The 17,671-nt window shown below is 71.1% G+C and carries 14 protein-coding genes; 6 read left to right on the top strand and 8 right to left on the bottom strand.

Annotated elements, in window-relative coordinates:
• Positions 1-26: 26 nt before the first annotated feature.
• The 7 genes from OG897_RS01575 to OG897_RS01605 all read right to left on the bottom strand — a co-directional run bounded on the left by OG897_RS01575 (position 27) and on the right by OG897_RS01605 (position 9,640).
• The gene (locus OG897_RS01575; protein ID WP_266652102.1) at positions 27-614 is read right to left on the bottom strand and encodes a DUF4232 domain-containing protein; all 588 of its coding nucleotides are present in this window, start codon (positions 612-614) and stop codon (positions 27-29) included.
• Positions 615-952: 338 nt separating this feature from the next.
• Complete coding sequence (locus OG897_RS01580) at positions 953-4,231, bottom strand: BTAD domain-containing putative transcriptional regulator (protein WP_266652104.1); 3,279 nt, start codon at positions 4,229-4,231, stop codon at positions 953-955.
• A gap of 148 nt (positions 4,232-4,379) precedes the next feature.
• The gene (locus OG897_RS01585; RefSeq protein WP_266652105.1) at positions 4,380-4,607 is read right to left on the bottom strand and encodes a DUF6458 family protein; all 228 of its coding nucleotides are present in this window, start codon (positions 4,605-4,607) and stop codon (positions 4,380-4,382) included.
• 191 nt (positions 4,608-4,798) lie between these two features.
• Positions 4,799-6,115 (bottom strand): M18 family aminopeptidase, encoded by a 1,317-nt coding sequence (locus OG897_RS01590; protein WP_266652106.1) that lies wholly within the window; start codon positions 6,113-6,115, stop codon positions 4,799-4,801.
• 281 nt (positions 6,116-6,396) lie between these two features.
• A complete protein-coding gene (locus OG897_RS01595) occupies positions 6,397-7,116 on the bottom strand; it encodes a hypothetical protein (protein WP_266652107.1) in 720 nt (239 codons plus the stop codon).
• A gap of 99 nt (positions 7,117-7,215) precedes the next feature.
• Positions 7,216-9,042 (bottom strand): acyl-CoA dehydrogenase, encoded by a 1,827-nt coding sequence (locus OG897_RS01600; RefSeq protein ID WP_266652108.1) that lies wholly within the window; start codon positions 9,040-9,042, stop codon positions 7,216-7,218.
• A 139-nt stretch (positions 9,043-9,181) separates the two neighbouring features.
• A complete protein-coding gene (locus OG897_RS01605) occupies positions 9,182-9,640 on the bottom strand; it encodes an NUDIX hydrolase (RefSeq protein ID WP_266652110.1) in 459 nt (152 codons plus the stop codon).
• Between the two features lie 60 nt (positions 9,641-9,700).
• Between OG897_RS01605 and OG897_RS01610 the strand changes: the two genes are divergently transcribed.
• The 6 genes from OG897_RS01610 to OG897_RS01635 all read left to right on the top strand — a co-directional run bounded on the left by OG897_RS01610 (position 9,701) and on the right by OG897_RS01635 (position 15,490).
• Positions 9,701-10,450, top strand: coding sequence for a GntR family transcriptional regulator (locus tag OG897_RS01610; protein ID WP_266652112.1), 750 nt, complete (start codon positions 9,701-9,703; stop codon positions 10,448-10,450).
• Positions 10,451-10,602: 152 nt separating this feature from the next.
• Positions 10,603-10,929 carry a hypothetical protein gene (locus tag OG897_RS01615; protein WP_266652113.1) on the top strand — a complete coding sequence of 109 codons (327 nt, stop codon included), beginning with the start codon at positions 10,603-10,605 and terminating at the stop codon, positions 10,927-10,929.
• Positions 10,926-12,368: a transposase gene (locus tag OG897_RS01620; RefSeq protein ID WP_266652114.1), complete on the top strand. Its 1,443-nt coding sequence runs from the start codon at positions 10,926-10,928 to the stop codon at positions 12,366-12,368. The genes OG897_RS01615 and OG897_RS01620 overlap by 4 nt, the downstream gene beginning before the upstream one ends.
• A 163-nt stretch (positions 12,369-12,531) precedes the next feature.
• On the top strand, positions 12,532-13,029 hold the full coding sequence (locus OG897_RS01625; protein ID WP_266652115.1) for an SseB family protein: 498 nt from the start codon (positions 12,532-12,534) through the stop codon (positions 13,027-13,029).
• Positions 13,030-13,171: 142 nt separating this feature from the next.
• The gene (locus OG897_RS01630) at positions 13,172-14,128 is read left to right on the top strand and encodes a pirin family protein (protein WP_266652116.1); all 957 of its coding nucleotides are present in this window, start codon (positions 13,172-13,174) and stop codon (positions 14,126-14,128) included.
• A gap of 267 nt (positions 14,129-14,395) precedes the next feature.
• Positions 14,396-15,490, top strand: coding sequence for an AI-2E family transporter (locus OG897_RS01635; protein WP_266652118.1), 1,095 nt, complete (start codon positions 14,396-14,398; stop codon positions 15,488-15,490).
• On the opposite strand, the gene OG897_RS01640 is transcribed toward OG897_RS01635, so the two are convergent.
• The gene (locus OG897_RS01640) at positions 15,451-17,565 is read right to left on the bottom strand and encodes a SpoIIE family protein phosphatase (protein ID WP_266652120.1); all 2,115 of its coding nucleotides are present in this window, start codon (positions 17,563-17,565) and stop codon (positions 15,451-15,453) included. The genes OG897_RS01635 and OG897_RS01640 overlap by 40 nt on opposite strands.
• Positions 17,566-17,671: the final 106 nt, after the last annotated feature.

Consider the following 17,671-nt stretch of genomic DNA (forward strand, 5'->3'; position numbering starts at 1 on the left):
TCCTAGCGCCTGGACAGTTCGTACGGTCAGTGCCCCGGCAGCGCGCGGAAGCCGCCGACCTCCGCCTGGTCGGGGCAGAGCACCAGCCGGGCGGGGCCGCGCCCGCCCGGCCTGCCGATCGGGGCCGAGTGCGACACCGGCCCCTCCGCGAGCGCGACCGTCGCGGTGCCGTCGGCGGCGGGCCCGCACCCGGCCCCGGCCCGGCCGCCCTTCGGCACGACGACGGTGTAGTACAAGGGCGCGGCGGCCTCGCCGCCGGGTTTCAGGACGACGCGGGACGAGCGGGGCTCCGGGCGGTTCACGGTGATCGAGGCACCGCTCGGGGCGATCCTGACGTGGACGTACGGTGCGCGGTCCAGGAGGCACGGGCGTGTGCCGGTGCCGGTGGCGACCACCTTCGCGACCCGGAATCCCGCCCTGTCGCCGCGCGGCGACTCCGGCACCTCCACCCGGAACGCCACCCCGTCGGTCACGCAGTCGTCCAGCCCCTCCACGGTTCCCGGGCCCTCGGTCGCGGAAGCCGGGCCGACCGCCTGCCCGGCGGGTGCGCCGTCGTCCCCTCCCGAGCACCCGCCGACCCCCAGGACGGCCACCGCGACCACGGCCACGCTCATACGGTCACGGCCGCGTCGGTCACGGCTGTGGTCACGACGGTCGCGTCGGCGCATCGAAGAGGCCCCCCTGGGCTAACGAGCGGGAGTGGAGCCCGGTTGGCCCGCGCGAGCGACCGGGCTGTCGCGAGCGACCTGGATGCCGTGAGCGACCCGGTTGTCCCGCGCGGCACACCCGCGTGCCGCGTCCCCCTCGGCATGAGCCTGGCGGCCGTCGTTATTGCGCCGCTAACGTTCCGCTGTCGTACGTCCCCCGGCAGCCGCTGCTCCCGTACGAACTGGCCCTGACCTGCGGTGACGTGGAACGAGGCGGCCGCATTCCGGTGGCCCGTACCTGCGTTCTACGGGTGGTCGGGGCCCGTCTCCGCCGCCAGCGCGGCCGCCGCGCGCGCGTACCGCGCCCGGTACGCCTCGTACGCGTCGCCGTCCTCGGTGATCTTCAGCAGTACGGTCAGTGCCCGGCACGAGCCCTCGTGATAGTCCGCCCGCTCGGCCGTGTCCGCCACGTCCCGCAGCGTTTCCCGCCCCTCGTCCGTCCGCCCGAGCAGGGTCAGCGCCTCGCCCCGCGCGGTCCTGAGCAGCAGGTGGCGCATCAGCCCGATGCCGCCGTGCCCCAGCGACAGACCCTCGTCGGCGTACCGCAGGGCGGCTGCCGGGTCGTGCGTCTGGAGGCAGAGTTCGGCCAGGGACAGCAGGGCCAGGAGCTCGGTCTGTACGTCTTCGGCCTGCCGGGCCAACTCCACCGCCCGTACACACCCCTCGTGCGCGGCGTCGGGCTCGCCGCGCCGCCGCTGGGCCAGCGACAGGTTGATCCAGCCGATCGCCTCGTCCACCGGGTCACCCGCCTTGGCGGCCAGCACGGGGGCCAGCTCCAGGTGCGGATGGGCCTCTTCGGTGCGCTCCTCCTCGACCAGCACCCAGCCCAGCAGTGTCCGCACCCGGGACTCTCCTTCGGGGGCGTCGAGGGCGACGGCTGCCTCCAGTGCGGTGCGGAGCATCGGGGTCCACCCGTCGCGGGCCCGACCCAGGACGTAGGGCCACTGGAGGATCGCGAGCCGCCACGCCCGGTCGTCGAGCCCGGCGGTCCTGGCCGCCGCCAGCGCCCCGGCGAGGGCCTCGCGCTCGACGGCGTACCACTCGATGACCTCGGCCCGGTCGGTGAACTCACGGGTCGCGGACGGCTTTCGTACGTCGTCGGGGAGCGAGCAGCAGGGGCGGCTGCCGGGCTCCGCGACGGCGTTCGCGGACAGCTCGGCGCACACGTAGTAGTCGAGGAGGCGGGGCAGGGCGTCCGGGTCGTCGGCGGTGGTGCGGGCGAAGAGGCGTACGAGGTCGTGGAGCGCGTACCGGCCGTGGCCCGACTCCTGTACGAGGTGGGCGGCGGAGAGCTGGTCGAGTGCGGCGGCGGCTTCGGCGACGGACATGTCGGCGAGAGCGGCGGCGGCGTACCGGTCGACGGTGGGTCCTGTGTGGGCGCCGAGCCCCCGGAAGACGCGCTGGGCGGAGGCGTCCAATTGCTGCACGCTGAGACTCAGTTCCGCCTCGACGCCTTGGTCCTCGACGGCGAGCAGGCCCAGCCGGCCGCGCTCGTCGGTGAGTTCGTCGGCGTGCTCGGCGAGGGAGCGGCCGGGGAGGGTGGCGAGGCGGGCGGCCGTGATGCGCAGGGCGAGGGGGAGGCCGTCGCAGCGGGCGGCGAGAGCGCGGGCGGCCTCGGGTTCGGCGGCTGTGCGGTGCTCGCCGAGGACGGTGGCGAGCAGGGCGACGGAGTCCTCCGCGCCGAGGACGTCCAGCGGGACGGGCCGGGCCAGGTCGCCCGCGATCAGCCCGCCGAGGCGGTTCCTGCTGGTCACGAGGGTGAGGCAGTCGTCGCCTGCGGGGAGAAGGGGCCGGACCTGCTCGGAGCTGCGGGCGTTGTCGAGTACGACGAGGAGCTTGCGGCCCGTGGTGAGGCGGCGGTAGAGCGCGGCGGCGGTGGCCGGGGTCTCTGGCAGGGCGCGCCTGCCGACGCCGAGGGCGAGCAGGAACTCCCGGATGAGGTCGTGGGGTTCGGGCTCGCCGAGCTGGTCGAAGCCGTGCAGGTCGGCGAAGAGGCTGCCGTCGGGGAAGTCATCGCGGTGGCGGTGGGCCCAGTGCAGGGCGAGGGCCGTCTTGCCGACGCCGGGCGGGCCGGTGATGAGGGCGATCGGGGAGTCGTGGTGGGTGGCGGCAAGGTGGTCGAGAGCGGTGAGGGAGGGGGTGCGGGCGAGGAAGCCGCGGGGGTGGCGGGGGAGGAGGTCGGGGGCGGTGGTCGTGCCTACGGGGCCTACGGGGCCTACGGGGCCGGTCGAGCTGGCGGGGCCGACCGGGCTGCGCAGGGTGTCGGGGGTGTGCGGGGCTCCTGCGGAGAAGGCGGGCGGTACGGAGGTCGGCTGGGCCCCGTCGGAGGGGTGGGGCGGGAGCGGGGCGGGACGGGGGGAGTCGGGGCCGACCGGCGGCGAGACCGGTCCGCCCGTGCCCGCCCGTTCCGCCCCTGGCGGAACCCGCGCCCACGGGCTGGCGGGATCGGGCGTCCACGGGCTGGCGGGATCGGGCGTCTGCGGGCCGACGGTGGGGTTGGGCGTCAGCGGGCTGGCGGTGGGGTTGGGCGTCCGCGGGCTGGCGGGGTCGGGCGTCTGCGGGCTGGCGGTGGGGTCGGGGGTTTGGGGGGTGGCGGGGGTGTCGGGTGTTTGTGAGGTGGTGGGGGTGGGGGTGGGGGTGACGCGGTGGACGACGCTGGTGATCCGGCCCGGGTGGGGCGGGTCGTCCTGGGAGTCGTCCGGGAAGGCTCCGAAGTCCGTGATGCGGCCCGGCATCGCGCCCTTGGGGTCGTCGAGGGGGTCGTAGGGGCCCGGGTGGTCCAGGGGTTCGCCCTGGAGGATGGATCCGTACGCGGACTGGAGGGCGTGGCCGGGGTCGACGCCCAGTTCGTCGGCGAGCATGCGGCGTGTGCGGTGGAACCAGTCGAGCGCGTCGGACTGGCGTCCGGCCCGGTAGAGCGCGAGCATCAGGGCCGCCGAAAGGGACTCACGCATGGGGTGGGCGACCGCCTCGGTGCGCAGCACGGCGGCGGCCCGGCTGTGTTCGCCGAGTTCGCTGTACGCGTCGGCCAGGTCCTCGACCGTGACCAGGCGGGTCTCCTCCAGCGCGTGCGCTGCGGCGAGCAGCGGTTCGGAGGAGACCGTTCCGGTGAGGGCGGGGCCGCGCCACAGGGAGAGCGCCTCCCGGAACATCAGCACCGCGTCGGCCGCCTGGCGTTGGCGGCGGGCGAGGACGACGAGCTCCTCGAAGCGGTAGGCGTCCAGGAGGGATTCCGACATCTGGAGGACGTACGCCCGTCCCTGGGTGGCGAGCTCCACCCCGTACGCCGCGGCTTCGCCGTCGCCCAGGAGTGCGCGCAGGCGCGAGACGTGGCCCTGGACGACCGTGCGCGCGTGGGCGGGCGGGGCCTCGTCCCAGAGGGAGTCGATGAGCTGGTCGACGGGGACCGCCGTGTTGGGGCGGAGCAGGAGGGTGGCCAGGACGCTGCGCCGCTTGGCCGGGCCGAGGGGCAGTTCACCGGCCTCGGTCGCGACGGAAACCGATCCGAGCAACCGGAATTCCACTGGGAGCCCCCTTGGCGCTGTCGTCCGCTCCCGTGCCGGGCGGCGGACAAAGGGTCAGCTTACCGGGGAGGCACCGCAGGCCAGAGGGGTTCTTCGGGCAGGGTGAGGCGCAAAAGCAGGGTTCCGGGCCCCGGCCCGGAGACGGGTCCTACTCGTAGTGGCGGTAGCGCTCCTCGACCACACCGCCGCCCGCGGGCGGGACGCCCATGCTGCGACGCCGCTTGAGGATGCTGGTGAAGACCACGATTCCGATGATGCCGACCAGCATCATGATGATCCCGACCAGGTCGAGGTTGACGCTTTCGAGCTCCCAGTCCGTGGCGAAGGTCAGGATGGCCCCCACCGCGACGAGGACGATGCAGCCGCCCAGTCCCATGTCAGCTCGCCTCCGAGTGCGATTGTTCACGATCGTTCCGGGTCCGTTCGAGGGTCTGAACCAACCGACTCTCGTTCGGGCCTCGTTGTACGGGGCGGGTACCCGGGCCCGGAACGGCCATGCGCGGAGGCGGAGTCCGACCCTCAGCTTCGGCCTGCGGCTCGGCTTCGGTCGGCCCTCCAAGAAGGCGGTCAGCCCTCCAGGAACGCGGCCAGCGCGTTCGCGAGGTGGTACGGGTCCTCGGCCCCGCACAGCTCGCGTGCGCTGTGCATGGAGAGGATCGCGACGCCGATGTCGACGGTCTGGATGCCGTGCCGGGCGGCGGTGATCGGCCCGATCGTCGTGCCGCACGGCATCGCGTTGTTCGACACGAAGTGCTGCCACGGCACCCCGGCCTTCTCGCACGCGGCCGTGAACACCGCCCGGCCCGAACCGTCGGTGGCGTACCGCTGGTTCACGTTGACCTTGAGGATGGGGCCGCCGTTGGCACGCGGGTGGTGCGTCGGGTCGTGGCGCTCCGCGTAGTTCGGGTGCACCGCGTGACCCGTGTCGGAGGACAGGCAGATCGAGCCGGCGAGGGCACGGGCCTTGTCCTCCGACGTGCCGCCGCGCGCGAAGACGGAGCGCTCCAGGACGTTGCCGAGCAGCGGGCCGTCCGCGCCGGTGTCGGACTGCGAGCCGTTCTCCTCGTGGTCGAAGGCGGCGAGCACCGGGATGTACGGGAGCTTCGCCTCGCCCGACGCGTCGTCGGTGGCGACGGCGGCCAGGGCGGCGACGCCCGCGTGCACCGAGATCAGGTTGTCCATGCGCGGCCCGGCGAGCAGTTCCTCGTCGCGGCCGAGGTAGGCGGGGGCCTCCACGGCGTGCGGCATGAGGTCCCAGCCGGTGACGTCCTCGGGGTCGAGTCCGGCCTCCTCGGCCACGTACGCGATGAGGTCGCCCTCGTGCACCTCGCCGAGGCCCCAGATGGGCTGCATGTGGCGCTGCTTGTCCAGCTTCATGCCCTCGTTGACCTGGCGGTCGAGGTGGATGGCGAGCTGCGGGACGCGCAGGAGGGGGCGGTCGATGTTGACCAGACGGTACGAGCCGTCGCGCAGGGTGAGGCGACCGGCGAGGCCGAGGTCCCGGTCGAGCCAGGTGTTGAGCAGGGTGCCGCCGTAGATCTCGACGGCGACCTGCCGCCAGCCCTCGTTGCCGGTGTCGGGCAGCGGCTTCACCCGGAGGTTCGGGGAGTCGGTGTGTGCGCCGACGATGCGGAAGGGGGTGTGCGGCTGGGTGCCCTCCGGCACGTACCAGGCGATGATCGCGCCGCCGCGCAGGACGTACTTGCCGCCCTGGCTTCCGTCCCAGGCGTCGGTCTCGGCGACCTGGCGGAAGCCGACCTTCTCCAGCCGCTCGGCGGCGGAGGCCACGGCGTGGTACGGGGACGGGCCCGCCGCGAGGAAGGACATCAGGTCGTCGGTGTGGCCCCGGTCGAAGCGGGGGGTGGTGCGGGCTGCGGTGCTCATACGCTCAGCGTAACCAGGGGGTGGGGCGGCTTGGCGTGGCGCGGTGCCTGGGCGGGCGGGGCCCTCGGAGGGGGCCAGTGGTGTCGGGGGCGGGCGGGGCCCCTGCGGAGAGGTACGGCGGCACCGGGCTGGGGCGTGCGGCGGCGAGGGCGGGGCGGGAGCGAGGGGTCCGCCCCCTTGCCCGCCCTTCCCCAAGCTCTCAACTTCGTTCGAGCAGGGGATGCCCCCACTCGCCCCCGGGGGGCGGCCCCGCCGCCCAAGGGGGCCAGGGCGGAGCTGGCCTACAGACCCGGGGGCCTTTCGAAGCGGCGGCGCAAGGGCATTCTCCGCTCGCCCCGAGGGACTCGCGGGAGCATCTGGGGGGTGCCCGGGGTGCGCTGGGCCTGCCTGCGGCGGCCTGCGCAGAACATGCACTCCTCCCCCGGCGGCGCGTCCGGGTCCACCGGCGCCCCCGGGTGCACCGAGCACCCCGAGGAGTTCCGGGGGCGCGAAAGCTCGCGGGCCAGCACGAAGGCGCGGTGCAGCACTTCCGCCAGCGCCGCGAACTCCTCCGGCCGGGAGGCCGTCCCCAGATTGAACGACCGCTCGTTGACCAGCGCGAACTGCTCGTTCAGCATGGCGAGCGTGGCCTGCCGCCCATCCCGCTCCGGCAGCCGCGGGGTGTCCTCCGCAGGAGTCGGCGCCCCCCGCTCCGTGAGCCGCCGTCGGTGATTGCAGATCAGGCAGCGGCCCCACCCGTCCGGCACCATCGGGTCCACTGCGCCGTCGGGGTGCTCCTTGCACCCGGTGACGTTGCGGGCCGGGGCCAGCTCGGAAGCCGTGCGGTACGCCCCGTACAGAGAGTCCGCCACGGGCTCGTACTCGGCGGGGTGCGCGCCGTCGTACAGCTCCTTCACCAGGTCGCTCGCGGAGCCCAGCCTGCTGTGCAGCTCCTTGAGCGCGTACGGGAGCCCTGCCGGGACCGAGTACCCCTTGCCGCCCTGTTGTTCCTGTCCAGCCATGTCACCAAGCGTCGCACGCACCACTGACACCACGACGGAAAGCGGGCCGGACATGTTTCACGTGAAACATGTCCGGCCCGCCCGGGTACTGATGAGGGACTAGAACGCCGCCTCGTCCAGCTCCATCAGCTCGTTGTCGACCGACTCGGCCTTCGCCCGCTCCACGCCCACACCCGGCAGCACGTTCGCTGCGAAGAACTTCGCAGCGGCGATCTTGCCCGTGTAGAAGGCACGGTCCTTGGCGGAGGCCGTCGCCAGCTTCTCCTGGGCCACGGCCGCGCCGCGCAGCAGGAGGTAGCCGACGACCACGTCGCCGGACGCCATCAGGAGGCGGGTCGTGTTCAGGCCCACCTTGTAGATGGACTTCACGTCCTGCTCGGTGCCCGCGAGGTCCGTCAGCATGGCGCCGACGATGGCCTCCAGGTCCACGGCCGCCTTCGCGAGCTGCTCGCGCGCCCCGGCGAGGTCCTCGCCGCCCGTGCCCACCGCGAGGAACTTCTTGATCTCCTCGGCGAGCTGGTTCAGCGCCGCACCCTGGTTACGGACGATCTTCCGGAAGAAGAAGTCCTGGCCCTGGATCGCGGTCGTGCCCTCGTACAGGGTGTCGATCTTGGCGTCGCGGATGTACTGCTCGATCGGGTACTCCTGGAGGTACCCGGAGCCGCCGAAGGTCTGGAGGGACTGGGCGAGCTGCTCGTACGACTTCTCGGAGCCGTAGCCCTTGACGATCGGGAGGAGCAGGTCGTTCAGCGCGATGTCCGCCGAAGCGTCCTCGCCCGCCGCCTCCTTCACCGCGATGGTGTCCTGGACGCACGCGGTGTGCAGAACCAGGGCGCGCATGCCCTCCGCGTACGCCTTCTGCGTCATGAGGGAGCGGCGCACGTCGGGGTGGTGGGTGATGGTGACCTTGGGGGCCGTCTTGTCCATGAACTGGGCCAGGTCCGGGCCCTGCACGCGCTCCTTGGCGTACTCCAGGGCGTTGAGGTAGCCCGTGGAGAGCGTGGCGATGGCCTTCGTGCCGACCATCATCCGGGCGAACTCGATGATCATGAACATCTGGCGGATGCCGTCGTGCTTGTCGCCGATCAGCCAGCCCTTGGCGGGGTGCTGGTCGCCGAACGTCATCTCGCACGTGTTGGACGCCTTGAGGCCCATCTTGTGCTCGACGTTCGTGGCGTAGGCGCCGTTGCGCTCGCCCAGCTCGCCGGTCTCCCAGTCGAAGTTGTACTTGGGCACCAGGAAGAGGGAGAGGCCCTTGGTGCCGGGTCCCGCCCCCTCCGGGCGGGCGAGGACGTAGTGGAGGATGTTCTCCGACATGTCGTGCTCACCGGACGTGATGAAGCGCTTCACGCCCTCGATGTGCCAGGAGCCGTCCTCCTGCTGGATGGCCTTCGTACGGCCCGCGCCGACGTCCGAACCGGCGTCCGGCTCGGTGAGGACCATGGTCGAGCCCCACTGCTTCTCGACGGCGATCTGCGCGACCTTCTTCTGCGCCTCGTTGCCCTCGGTGTAGAGGATTCCGGCGAAGGCCGGGCCCGAGGAGTACATCCAGACCGCCGGGTTCGCGCCGAGCAGCAGCTCCGCGTACGCCCAGATCAGGGAGCGCGGGGAGGTCGTGCCGCCGATCTCCTCGGGCAGGCCGAGACGCCAGTACTCGGAGTCCATGAACGCCTGGTAGCTCTTCTTGAAGGACGCCGGGACGGGCGCGGTGTTCGTCGCCGGGTCGAAGACCGGCGGGTTGCGGTCGGCGTCCTCGAAGGAGGCGGCCAGCTCGTTCTCGGCGAGGCGGCGCAGCTCGTCCAGGATGCTCTTGGCGGTCTCGACGTCCATCTCCGCGAACGGGCCGGTGCCGTACAGCTTGTCGCGGCCGAGCACCTCGAAGAGGTTGAACTCGATGTCCCGGAGGTTCGACTTGTAGTGCCCCATGGCGACGGCTCCGTAAGAATTCGGGGAGGCAGGATCCTCGTACAAATACCAGCAAGTAGCTACGATGATGCTACCCGTCGGTAATAAGCCGCAACCCCTGTGGGGCCATCCCGGGTGAGGCTCTGGTCACCTTGGCCGGTCAAGCCTGGTGAGAGGTGATCCGTGTGCCGTCGTGGGTACGGACAGGCGTTGCGCCCGGGGCGTAGGCGTCCAGAATGCGCACCGCGTACGCCTCGGTCATGAGCTCGGCGACCTCTTCCCTCGTGAGCCAGGCGACGGTTCTTGCTTCATCGGTCGGGTGCGGGTTGCCTTGGCCTGCACAGCAGCGGAAGACGAGGGAGACGATGCCTCGGCCGACGTTCTTGTACACGCCGGACAGTGGCCCGACAGTGACGTCCAGCCCCGTCTCCTCGCGGACTTCCCGCCGGACCCCCTCCTCCGGTGATTCATGGAGTTCGAGGACCCCACCCGGTGGCTCCCATGCGCCGTTGTCGGCTCGCTGGATGGCGAGAGCGCGGCCGTCGTCCCGGATCACGGCTCCCGCAACGGAGACTGAGTGCAGTGGTGTTGACTGCCTGTCGGCCACGTTGTTACCCATGCGGCGGAGCATAGGAGGAAGCGGGGAGCTATGCGGGACGAGACTGATCACAGGGGGCCGATGCCCAAGTACCTCCAGGTCGCCGACGATGTGGCGCGGCAGATCCGGGTCGGTGTTCTGGAGCCCGGACAGCAGATCCCCAGCGAAAGCGAGCTGATGGCCCGGTACGGAGTCTCGGTAGGCACGATTCGCAAGGCCATGGCCGAGATCCGCGCCGACGGCCTGGTGGAAACCCATCAGGGCAAGGGGTCGTACGTACGCGCTCGCCCGCCCATGCGCCGCAAGTCCTCCGACAGGTTCCGTCGTGCGCACCGACGGGCCGGGCGAGCCGCCTATGTGGTCGAGGCGGAAAGGTCGGGTGTGGCCGTCAGAGTGAGCGTGCTGTACATCGGGCCCCTGGCGGCCCCCGAGGAGGTCGCGGCGCGGCTCGGTGTGACGGCGGGGGTCCGGGTGCTCGCTCGGAAGAGGCTGTACTTCAACGACGGCGTACCGGCCGAGGAGGCGACGTCCTACCTGCCCTGGGAGCTGGCGGAAGCCGTTCCGGAACTCCTCCAGGAGAATCCGGGGCCCGGTGGCATCTATGCCCGGCTGGAGGAGAACGGGCACGAGCTGGAGGAGTTTCTGGAGACGGTGCGTGTGCGTACTGCGGGCCGCCGTGAGTGCGCCTCGCTCGGGCTGAGTGCCGGAGCCCCGTTGATCGAGCTCACGAGGCAGGCCGTGTCCCGGGGCGGGAGAGTGGTTGAGGTGTGCGAGACCGTCATGAACGCGGACCGGTTCGTGCTGGAGTACCGCATCCCGGCAGTCGATTGACTGATCGAACGAAAGTTCCCAACTCCGTTATTTTCAGAACCCGTTGACGACCGAGCGGCTGAGCGGAATGCTGAGTCTACTCATGCACATGAGTGCATGAGTGCATAAGTAGGGTGCCTATTCCTTGCGGGGAAGGGCTGACGGAGGGCTTCGTGGTGCGAAGTGTGGACGGGGAAGACGAGCGGCGGTGTGTCACGGAGGCCCGGCTCCTGCCGTGGTCGCGCGCCGACGGAATGCCGTGCTATCTGAGCGCGGAGGACGACGGTTCGGGATACGTGTCGCGGATTGCTGATCGTATGGAGGACGTGCAGCTCGGCATGGGAGCCGAAACGCTGGTCCTGGCCCAGCCGCTGTTGGCGGACCCGTCCGCTTCGGAGACGGAACTGCGGCGTACGGGCGTGCGGCTCTCGGAGTGCCTTGCCGATGTGCTCAGGGTCGCTGAGAGTCGTGGCGGACGTCTCAGGGGGCAGGGCCGGTGACCACACGTGTGCTTACGGCGGTGGTGCCCGCGTGGTTGAACCGGTCCGACTACGTCCGGGCGCACGACGCTTGTCATGCCTCGGCGCAGCTGTGGAACAAGGCAGTGAGCTGGGTGCGGGCCGAGTGGCATTCCGGGCGCTCTCCCGGGCCGGAAGACATTCGGCGGTACGTGATTTCGCTGCCCCCGGAGTTCAGGCCACTGCATGCGCACACCGCGGCAGCGGTCGCGTATGACCTTGCGGAGGCGATTGCCACCACACGGACCGGTAGGGCCCATGGCATGCAGGGCATCCGCTTCCCTTGGCGGGAAAAGGCTTACCGACCGCTCATGCTCAGTGCTCGGTCCGGCTGGCGGCTCACCCCCGGCGGACGCCTGGCACTGTCGTTGGGGCGGGGCCGGGAGCGGATCATCATCCCGGTACCCGAGTTCACCGATCGGGAAGGGCAGTCGGTCGACCCCGATCGTTGGGGCGAGATGAAACTTTGCTGGGACTCGGCAGATCGCCGGTGGTCGCTGCACATCACTCACCGGGGCCCGGACGACAGGCTGGCCCAGGCTCTGCCCCGGCATGACCAGGCGGCGGGAACACGGGTGGTGACGGTCGCGGTGGACGAAGGCGTCATCAACTCGATGACGATGGCTTCCCGGGCCCCGGACGGCGCATACGAGATCGCGGTGATCAACGGCCGCAGCGCCCGTTCCATCAAGCGGGGAAGGAACAAAAGGCATGCGCGCCTGCAGTCGAAGCTCTCCCGGTGTCGCACGGGATCGAGGCGGCATCGAAGGCTCACGCGGGCCAGGAAGAAGCTGGCGGCGAAAACCCGGCGGCAGCTGAAGAACTTCAACCACCAGGTGACGGCCAAAGCCAATGGGTTTGTCCGCGAGCAGGTGGAGGCCCACTGGCAAGCAGCGCCCGAAGGGGCCCGTGTGGTGGTGCAACTAGTCGTTGGGGACGTACGCGGGATCGAGCGCGACACCGCGAGGAAGCGCAGGGCTTCACCTTCCACGCGCCAGCAGCTGTCGCAGTGGGAGCGGGGGGTGCAGGAGCGCCAACTGGCGTACAAGACCGGCCTGCGGATCAAGCACATCAGCGAGGCGTACTCCTCGCAGTCCTGCCCCTTCTGCCTCACCCGGCGGAAGGTGCGAGGACGGACCTATGTCTGCGTCAACCCGAACTGTGCCCTGGTGCTTCACCGGGACGCGGTGGGCGGGGTGAACATCCACACCCTGGCCGTCAACGACGGGGCTTACGTCCCGGTGCCACCCGCCACGGAGATGCGGGTGAAGTATCTGCGAGCCGTACCCGGATGGTCTCCGGACCAGCGGGAACGCCACGGGTCCCGCCAGGTCGCCGCAGGGCGGGCCGGTGGGGCGCGAGGGCGGGAAGCACGCGGTAGTGCCCGGAACCGGGCCCTTCACGACGGCGTGCACGCCTGAGTGGATGTTGCTGTCCCCGCCGCTGGCGGGCGCACATCGGAACAGCGATGGCGGTACTCGCGAGTACGGCCAGGGCGTCGTCCCGTATCGGCTGCGTGGTGTGCGACGGACAGAAATCCCGGCCCGCTGAGGTCGGGGAGGTTCGCCTACTACTCTTTCCCGCATGTATGGCTACGAGCAGAATCCGGGCGCGCAGCAGGGCTACGCCCCGCCGGGGGGTGCCCAGCAGGGTTACGCCCCGCCGCAGCCGCCGCAACAGCAGCAGGGCGGGTACGGGGAGCAGCCGCTGTACCCCGAGCCGTCGCCGCCCTCGCTGGCCGACGGGGTGCGCGCGTTCACGACCGGGACGCTGTCCGCCGAGGACTTCCAGCAGATCTTCGCCTCGTCGAAGGTCTACTGCCCGCGCGGCGACGGGCCCGGGTTCCTGGCGCTGCACAACACGCAGCACCCGGTGATCCCGATGTTCACCACGCTCAAGGAGCTGCGCAGGTACGCGGGCAAGGAGTCCAAGTACTTCGTGATCACGGGTGCGGAGGTCATCGACCTGCTGCCGACCGGGTACGGCTTCGTGCTCGACATGGAGGGCGAGCACCGGATGGTGTTCGACGCGAAGGCCGTGGAGCAGATGGTCGACTTCGCGATGCGCCGGATGTACGGCTGAGGCGGGGCTTCTCGGGGTTTCGGGGAGGGGCGGCGGACCGTGCGGACGGTCCGCCGCCCCTCCCGCGTTTCTGTCCGCCTTGCGGGATGTTCAGGATTCAACTAAATTGAATGGTGAACATCCCCCTTGGAGGTGGCTCGCAATGCCCGCAGTAACTGTCGAGAACCCGCTCACCCTGCCGAAGGTCGTCGCCCCGGCGGGCGCCGTGGCGCGTCCCGTGCTCGGTGTCGTCGATGCGATCAGCGGCTTCGAGGGGGAGGGTTTCCCGGTGCGCCGCGCGTTCGCCGGAATCAAGTACGACTACCTCGACCCGTTCATCATGATGGACCAGATGGGCGAGGTGGAGTACGCGCCGGGAGAGCCCAAGGGCACCCCCTGGCACCCGCACCGCGGCTTCGAGACGGTCACGTACCTGATCGACGGCGTCATGGACCACCAGGACACCAATGGTGGTGGCGGCACCATCAAGAACGGCGACACCCAGTGGATGACCGCCGGCGCCGGTCTGCTGCACATCGAGGCACCGCCGGAGTCCCTGGTGATGTCCGGCGGCCTCTTCCACGGTCTCCAGCTGTGGGTGAACCTGCCGGCCGCGGACAAGATGATGCGTCCGCGCTACCAGGACATCCGCGGTGGCGAGGTCCAGCTGCTCACCTCTCCGGACGGCGGTGCGCTGATGCGCGTCATCGCGGGCGAGCTCGACGGGCACAAGGGTCCCGGCATCACGCACACGCCGATCGTCATGATCCACGCGACGCTCAGGCCCGGTGCCGAGATCACCATTCCCTGGCGGGAGGACTTCAACGGTCTCGCGTACGTCATGGCCGGACGCGGCACCGTGGGTGCGGAGCGTCGTCCCGTGCATCTGGGACAGACGGTGGTCTTCGGCGAGGGCGGCTCGCTCACCGTGCGGGCGGACGAGTCGCAGGACTCGAACACGCCGGACCTGGAGGTCGTGCTGTTGGGTGGGCGGCCGATTCGGGAGCCGATGGCGCACTACGGGCCGTTCGTCATGAACAGTCAGGCCGAGTTGAAGCAGGCGTTCGAGGACTTTCAGGCGGGGCGGTTGGGGAAGGTTCCGGCGGTGCACGGGATGTAGGGAGGGTGGGGAGGTTGGGGTGCGGGTGGGTGGGGGCTGGGGTTACTGCCGGGGGCTTCGCCCCCGGGCCCCCGGACCCGCCTTCGGCGGGTTTTTGGCCCCTGCCCCGCCCCTTCACCTAAAGCGCTCGCCGCGCGGCGGGTGGGTGGGTTTGTACGCGCGGGTGTGTGATGGCTGGTCGCGCAGTTCCCCGCGCCCCTGATGGGGTGTCACTCGCGCGGACCTCGTCCGGGGGCGGGGCCGTGAGGGGCGTGGTCGGGTGGCTTCATGGACAAGCCCCTGCTCCCCGACCCCGCCCGCCGCATCGCCGCCTGGTGTGTCGTCGCGTTGCTCGTCGCCGGGGTCGTGGCGGTGGGGATCTGGTTGTGCGTCACCTTCAAGACGGCGGTGACGCCCGTGCTGCTCGCGCTCCTCGGGACGGCGCTCCTCGGACCGCTCTACCGACGGCTCATCAAGATGAAGGTCAACAAGTCCCTGGCCGCCGGGCTGACCTGCGCGGCGGTCGTCGCCGTCGTCGGCGGTGCGTCCTGGGTCGTGGTGAATGCTCTGATCGACAGCGGAGAGCAGATCGTCTCGTCCGTGCAGCGCGCCGCCACCGATCTGCTGGAGAAGTTCGGGGGCGAGGGCACCACCCTCGGTGACCTCGGGGACAAGGCGCAGGACCTGCTGGCCAAGTTCGGCGGGACGGCCGCGTCCGGGGTGCTGGCGGGGGTCGGCATCGTCGGCGAGATCGTCGCGACCGCTGTGCTGGCGATGCTGCTGATCTTCTTCTTCCTGCGGGACTCCGACCGTGCGATGGCCTCCCTGCGCGGCTTCGCGCCCGGGGACTCCGCCGACACGGCCGAGGCGATGGCGCGGCGGGCCTTCGAGGCGGTCGAGGGCTTTATGCGCGGAACGACGTTCATCGCGTTGATTGACGCGCTGTGTATCACCGTCGGGCTGCTGATCCTGCGCGTCCCGGGTGCGGTGGGGCTCGGGGCGCTGGTTTTTGTCGGGGCGTACATCCCGTATCTCGGCGCGTTCATCTCCGGGACCGTCGCGATCCTCGTCGCGCTCGCCGACCGGGGCGTGGTCATCGCGCTGTGGGCGCTCGGGGTGGTGCTGGCCGTGCAGGTGCTGGAGGGGCACATCCTCCAGCCGATGATCCAGAGCCGGACCGTGCAGATGCACCCCGCGGTGGTGATGCTGGCCATTACGGCGGGGGCGTCCGTCGCCGGGATCATCGGGATGCTGCTCGCGGTGCCGCTGACGGCCGCCGCGTTCGGCGTCCTCTCGGAGATCCGGAAGAACTACGCGGCCAGGCCGTCCTCGCCGTCAGTGGCTCAGAAGTCCTCGTACGACGCCGGAGGGGCGTCCTCGTAGAGGTCGAACCAGATCGACTTGCCCTCGCCGCGCGGGTCCACGCCCCACTTGTGGGCCAGCATCTCCATCAGCAGCAGCCCGCGCCCCGACGACGCCATCTCACCGGGTCGCCGCTTGTGCGGCAGCTCGTCGCTGACGTCCGTCACCTCGACGTGCAGTGTCCGCGAGCCGACCGGGCCCGTGGCGCGGGCGGTCAGCAGGGCGTCCCCGTCGGTGTGCACCAGGACGTTCGTGACCATCTCGGAGACCATCAGCACCGCCGAGTCGACCTGGTCCTCGTCGGCCCAGTCGTGGAGGAGTTCGCGCAGCTGGCGGCGGGTGCCCGCGATGCGTTCGGGTTCGGCCTGGGCGACGGTCACCGCCGTGGACCGTACGGAGGAGGTCCCGTCGGCGCGGGCCGCCTCCCGGCTCAGCAGGAGCACGGCGATGTCGTCCTCGCGCCGGTCGGAGAGAGGGCCCGTGGTGTGGTGCGAGGGGGGTCCGTGGACGGCTTGGACGAGGTCGTCGGCGAGGCGTTCCAGGTCGAGCTTGGCGGAGGGGTCGGCCTCGGGGCTCTCCAGGATCGTACGGATGCGTGCCCAGCCCGAGTCCAGGTCGTGGCCGCCCGTCTCGATCAGCCCGTCCGTGCACACCATGAGCGTCTCGCCGGGCTCCAGGGCGAGGCGGGTCGTCGGGTAGTCGGTGTCGGCGTCGATGCCCAGGGGCAGGCCGCCTGCCGTCGTGCGGACGAGGACCGTCCCGTCCGGCATCCGTACGGCGGGCTCCGGATGCCCGGCCCTGGCCAGCTCGACCGTGCCGTCCACCGGGTCGACCTCCAGATACAGGCAGGTCGCGAAACGGGGGGAGGAGTGGTCGTCGGGGGCGTACGTGTCGGTGATGCCGTGCAGGAAGCGGGACGCCCGGGAGAGGACCGCGTCGGGGCGGTGGCCCTCGGACGCGTACGCGCGCAGGGCGATCCGCAGCTGGCCCATCAGCCCGGCCGCTCGTACGTCATGGCCCTGTACGTCGCCGATGACCAGCGCGAACCGGCCGCTGGGCAGCGGAATCATGTCGTACCAGTCGCCGCCGACCTGGAGTCCGCCGCCGGTCGGCACATAGCGTGCGGCCACCTTCATGCCCGGTATGTCCGGCCCGAGGGTCGGCATCATCGAGCGCTGGAGTCCTTCGGACAGCTCCCGCTCCGACTCCTCCACCCCGGCCCTGGCGAGGGCCTGCGCCAGCATCCGGGCGACGGTCGTCAGCACCGACCGCTCGTCGGGGGTGAACGCCACCGGGTGCGCGAAGCCCGCCATCCACGCGCCCATCGTCCGCCCCGCCACGACCAGCGGCACGAACGCCCAGGAGCGCCGCCCGAAGCCCTCGGCGAGCGGCCAGGTCGCCGGGAAGCGCGTCCGGTACTCCTCCGGGGTGGGCAGGTAGATGGCCCGCCCGGTCCGTACGACCTCGGCCGCCGGGTAGTCCGTGTCCAGCGGCATGTCCCGGAAGGGGTCCTCGTCGCCGGGCTTGTGCCCGTGGTGCCCGATCGTCGTCAGCCGGTCTCCCGCCACTCCGAACACCGCGAGGCCGTCCGGCGAGAACCCCGGCATGGAGAGGGAAGCGGCGACCCGCAGCACCTCCGCCGTGGACCGCGCCTCGGCCAGCGCCCGGCCCGCGTCCAGCAGGAACGCCTCACGGGAGCGCCGCCAGTCGCCGGTCACGGGGGTGCGGGCGGCGGTGCCGGGGGCGGACTCCGCGACTTCCTGGATGGTGCCGATGAGCTGGTAGTCGCTCTCGCCGCCGAAGGGCTTGGAACGGCTCCGCACCGTACGCAGCACGTGGCGGCCGTCCTCGGACATCACGCGCAGCCGGGCCTCCGCGACGGTGCCCTCGGTGACGGCGAGCTGCACGATGCCCTGTATCTCGTTCCAGTCCACGGGGTGGAAGCGGGCACGGACGGCGGACTCGGTGAGTGTCACCTCGTCGGCGGGCAGACCGACGAGACGTGCTGCTTCGGCGTCGAAGGTGACGGTCCCCGACGCGTTGTTCCATCGCCACAGGCCCGTGTCGATCGCGGCCAGCACGTCCTCGGTGCGCATGGGGCCATCCTTCCAGGTCGTACGGAGACCGGCCGCTTGGGGCGAAAAGGGCGACGTTTCACGTGAAACATCCGACGCCAGGGAGGACCCGGCCGGGGGTCCGGGG

The sequence above is a fragment of the Streptomyces sp. NBC_00237 genome, assembly GCF_026342435.1.
Taxonomy (GTDB): Bacteria; Actinomycetota; Actinomycetes; order Streptomycetales; family Streptomycetaceae; genus Streptomyces.

Excerpts from the sequence above, each read along its gene's own strand:
- OG897_RS01575 (WP_266652102.1), bottom strand. The coding sequence starts at position 614 with ATGAGCGTGGCCGTGGTCGCGGTGGCCGTCCTGGGGGTCGGCGGGTGC.
- OG897_RS01585 (WP_266652105.1), bottom strand. The coding sequence starts at position 4,607 with ATGGGACTGGGCGGCTGCATCGTCCTCGTCGCGGTGGGGGCCATCCTG.
- OG897_RS01590 (WP_266652106.1), bottom strand. The coding sequence starts at position 6,115 with ATGAGCACCGCAGCCCGCACCACCCCCCGCTTCGACCGGGGCCACACC.
- OG897_RS01595 (WP_266652107.1), bottom strand. The coding sequence starts at position 7,116 with ATGGCTGGACAGGAACAACAGGGCGGCAAGGGGTACTCGGTCCCGGCA.
- OG897_RS01600 (WP_266652108.1), bottom strand. The coding sequence starts at position 9,042 with ATGGGGCACTACAAGTCGAACCTCCGGGACATCGAGTTCAACCTCTTC.
- OG897_RS01605 (WP_266652110.1), bottom strand. The coding sequence starts at position 9,640 with ATGGGTAACAACGTGGCCGACAGGCAGTCAACACCACTGCACTCAGTC.
- OG897_RS01610 (WP_266652112.1), top strand. The coding sequence starts at position 9,701 with ATGCCCAAGTACCTCCAGGTCGCCGACGATGTGGCGCGGCAGATCCGG.
- OG897_RS01625 (WP_266652115.1), top strand. The coding sequence starts at position 12,532 with ATGTATGGCTACGAGCAGAATCCGGGCGCGCAGCAGGGCTACGCCCCG.
- OG897_RS01630 (WP_266652116.1), top strand. The coding sequence starts at position 13,172 with ATGCCCGCAGTAACTGTCGAGAACCCGCTCACCCTGCCGAAGGTCGTC.
- OG897_RS01635 (WP_266652118.1), top strand. The coding sequence starts at position 14,396 with ATGGACAAGCCCCTGCTCCCCGACCCCGCCCGCCGCATCGCCGCCTGG.
- OG897_RS01640 (WP_266652120.1), bottom strand. The coding sequence starts at position 17,565 with ATGCGCACCGAGGACGTGCTGGCCGCGATCGACACGGGCCTGTGGCGA.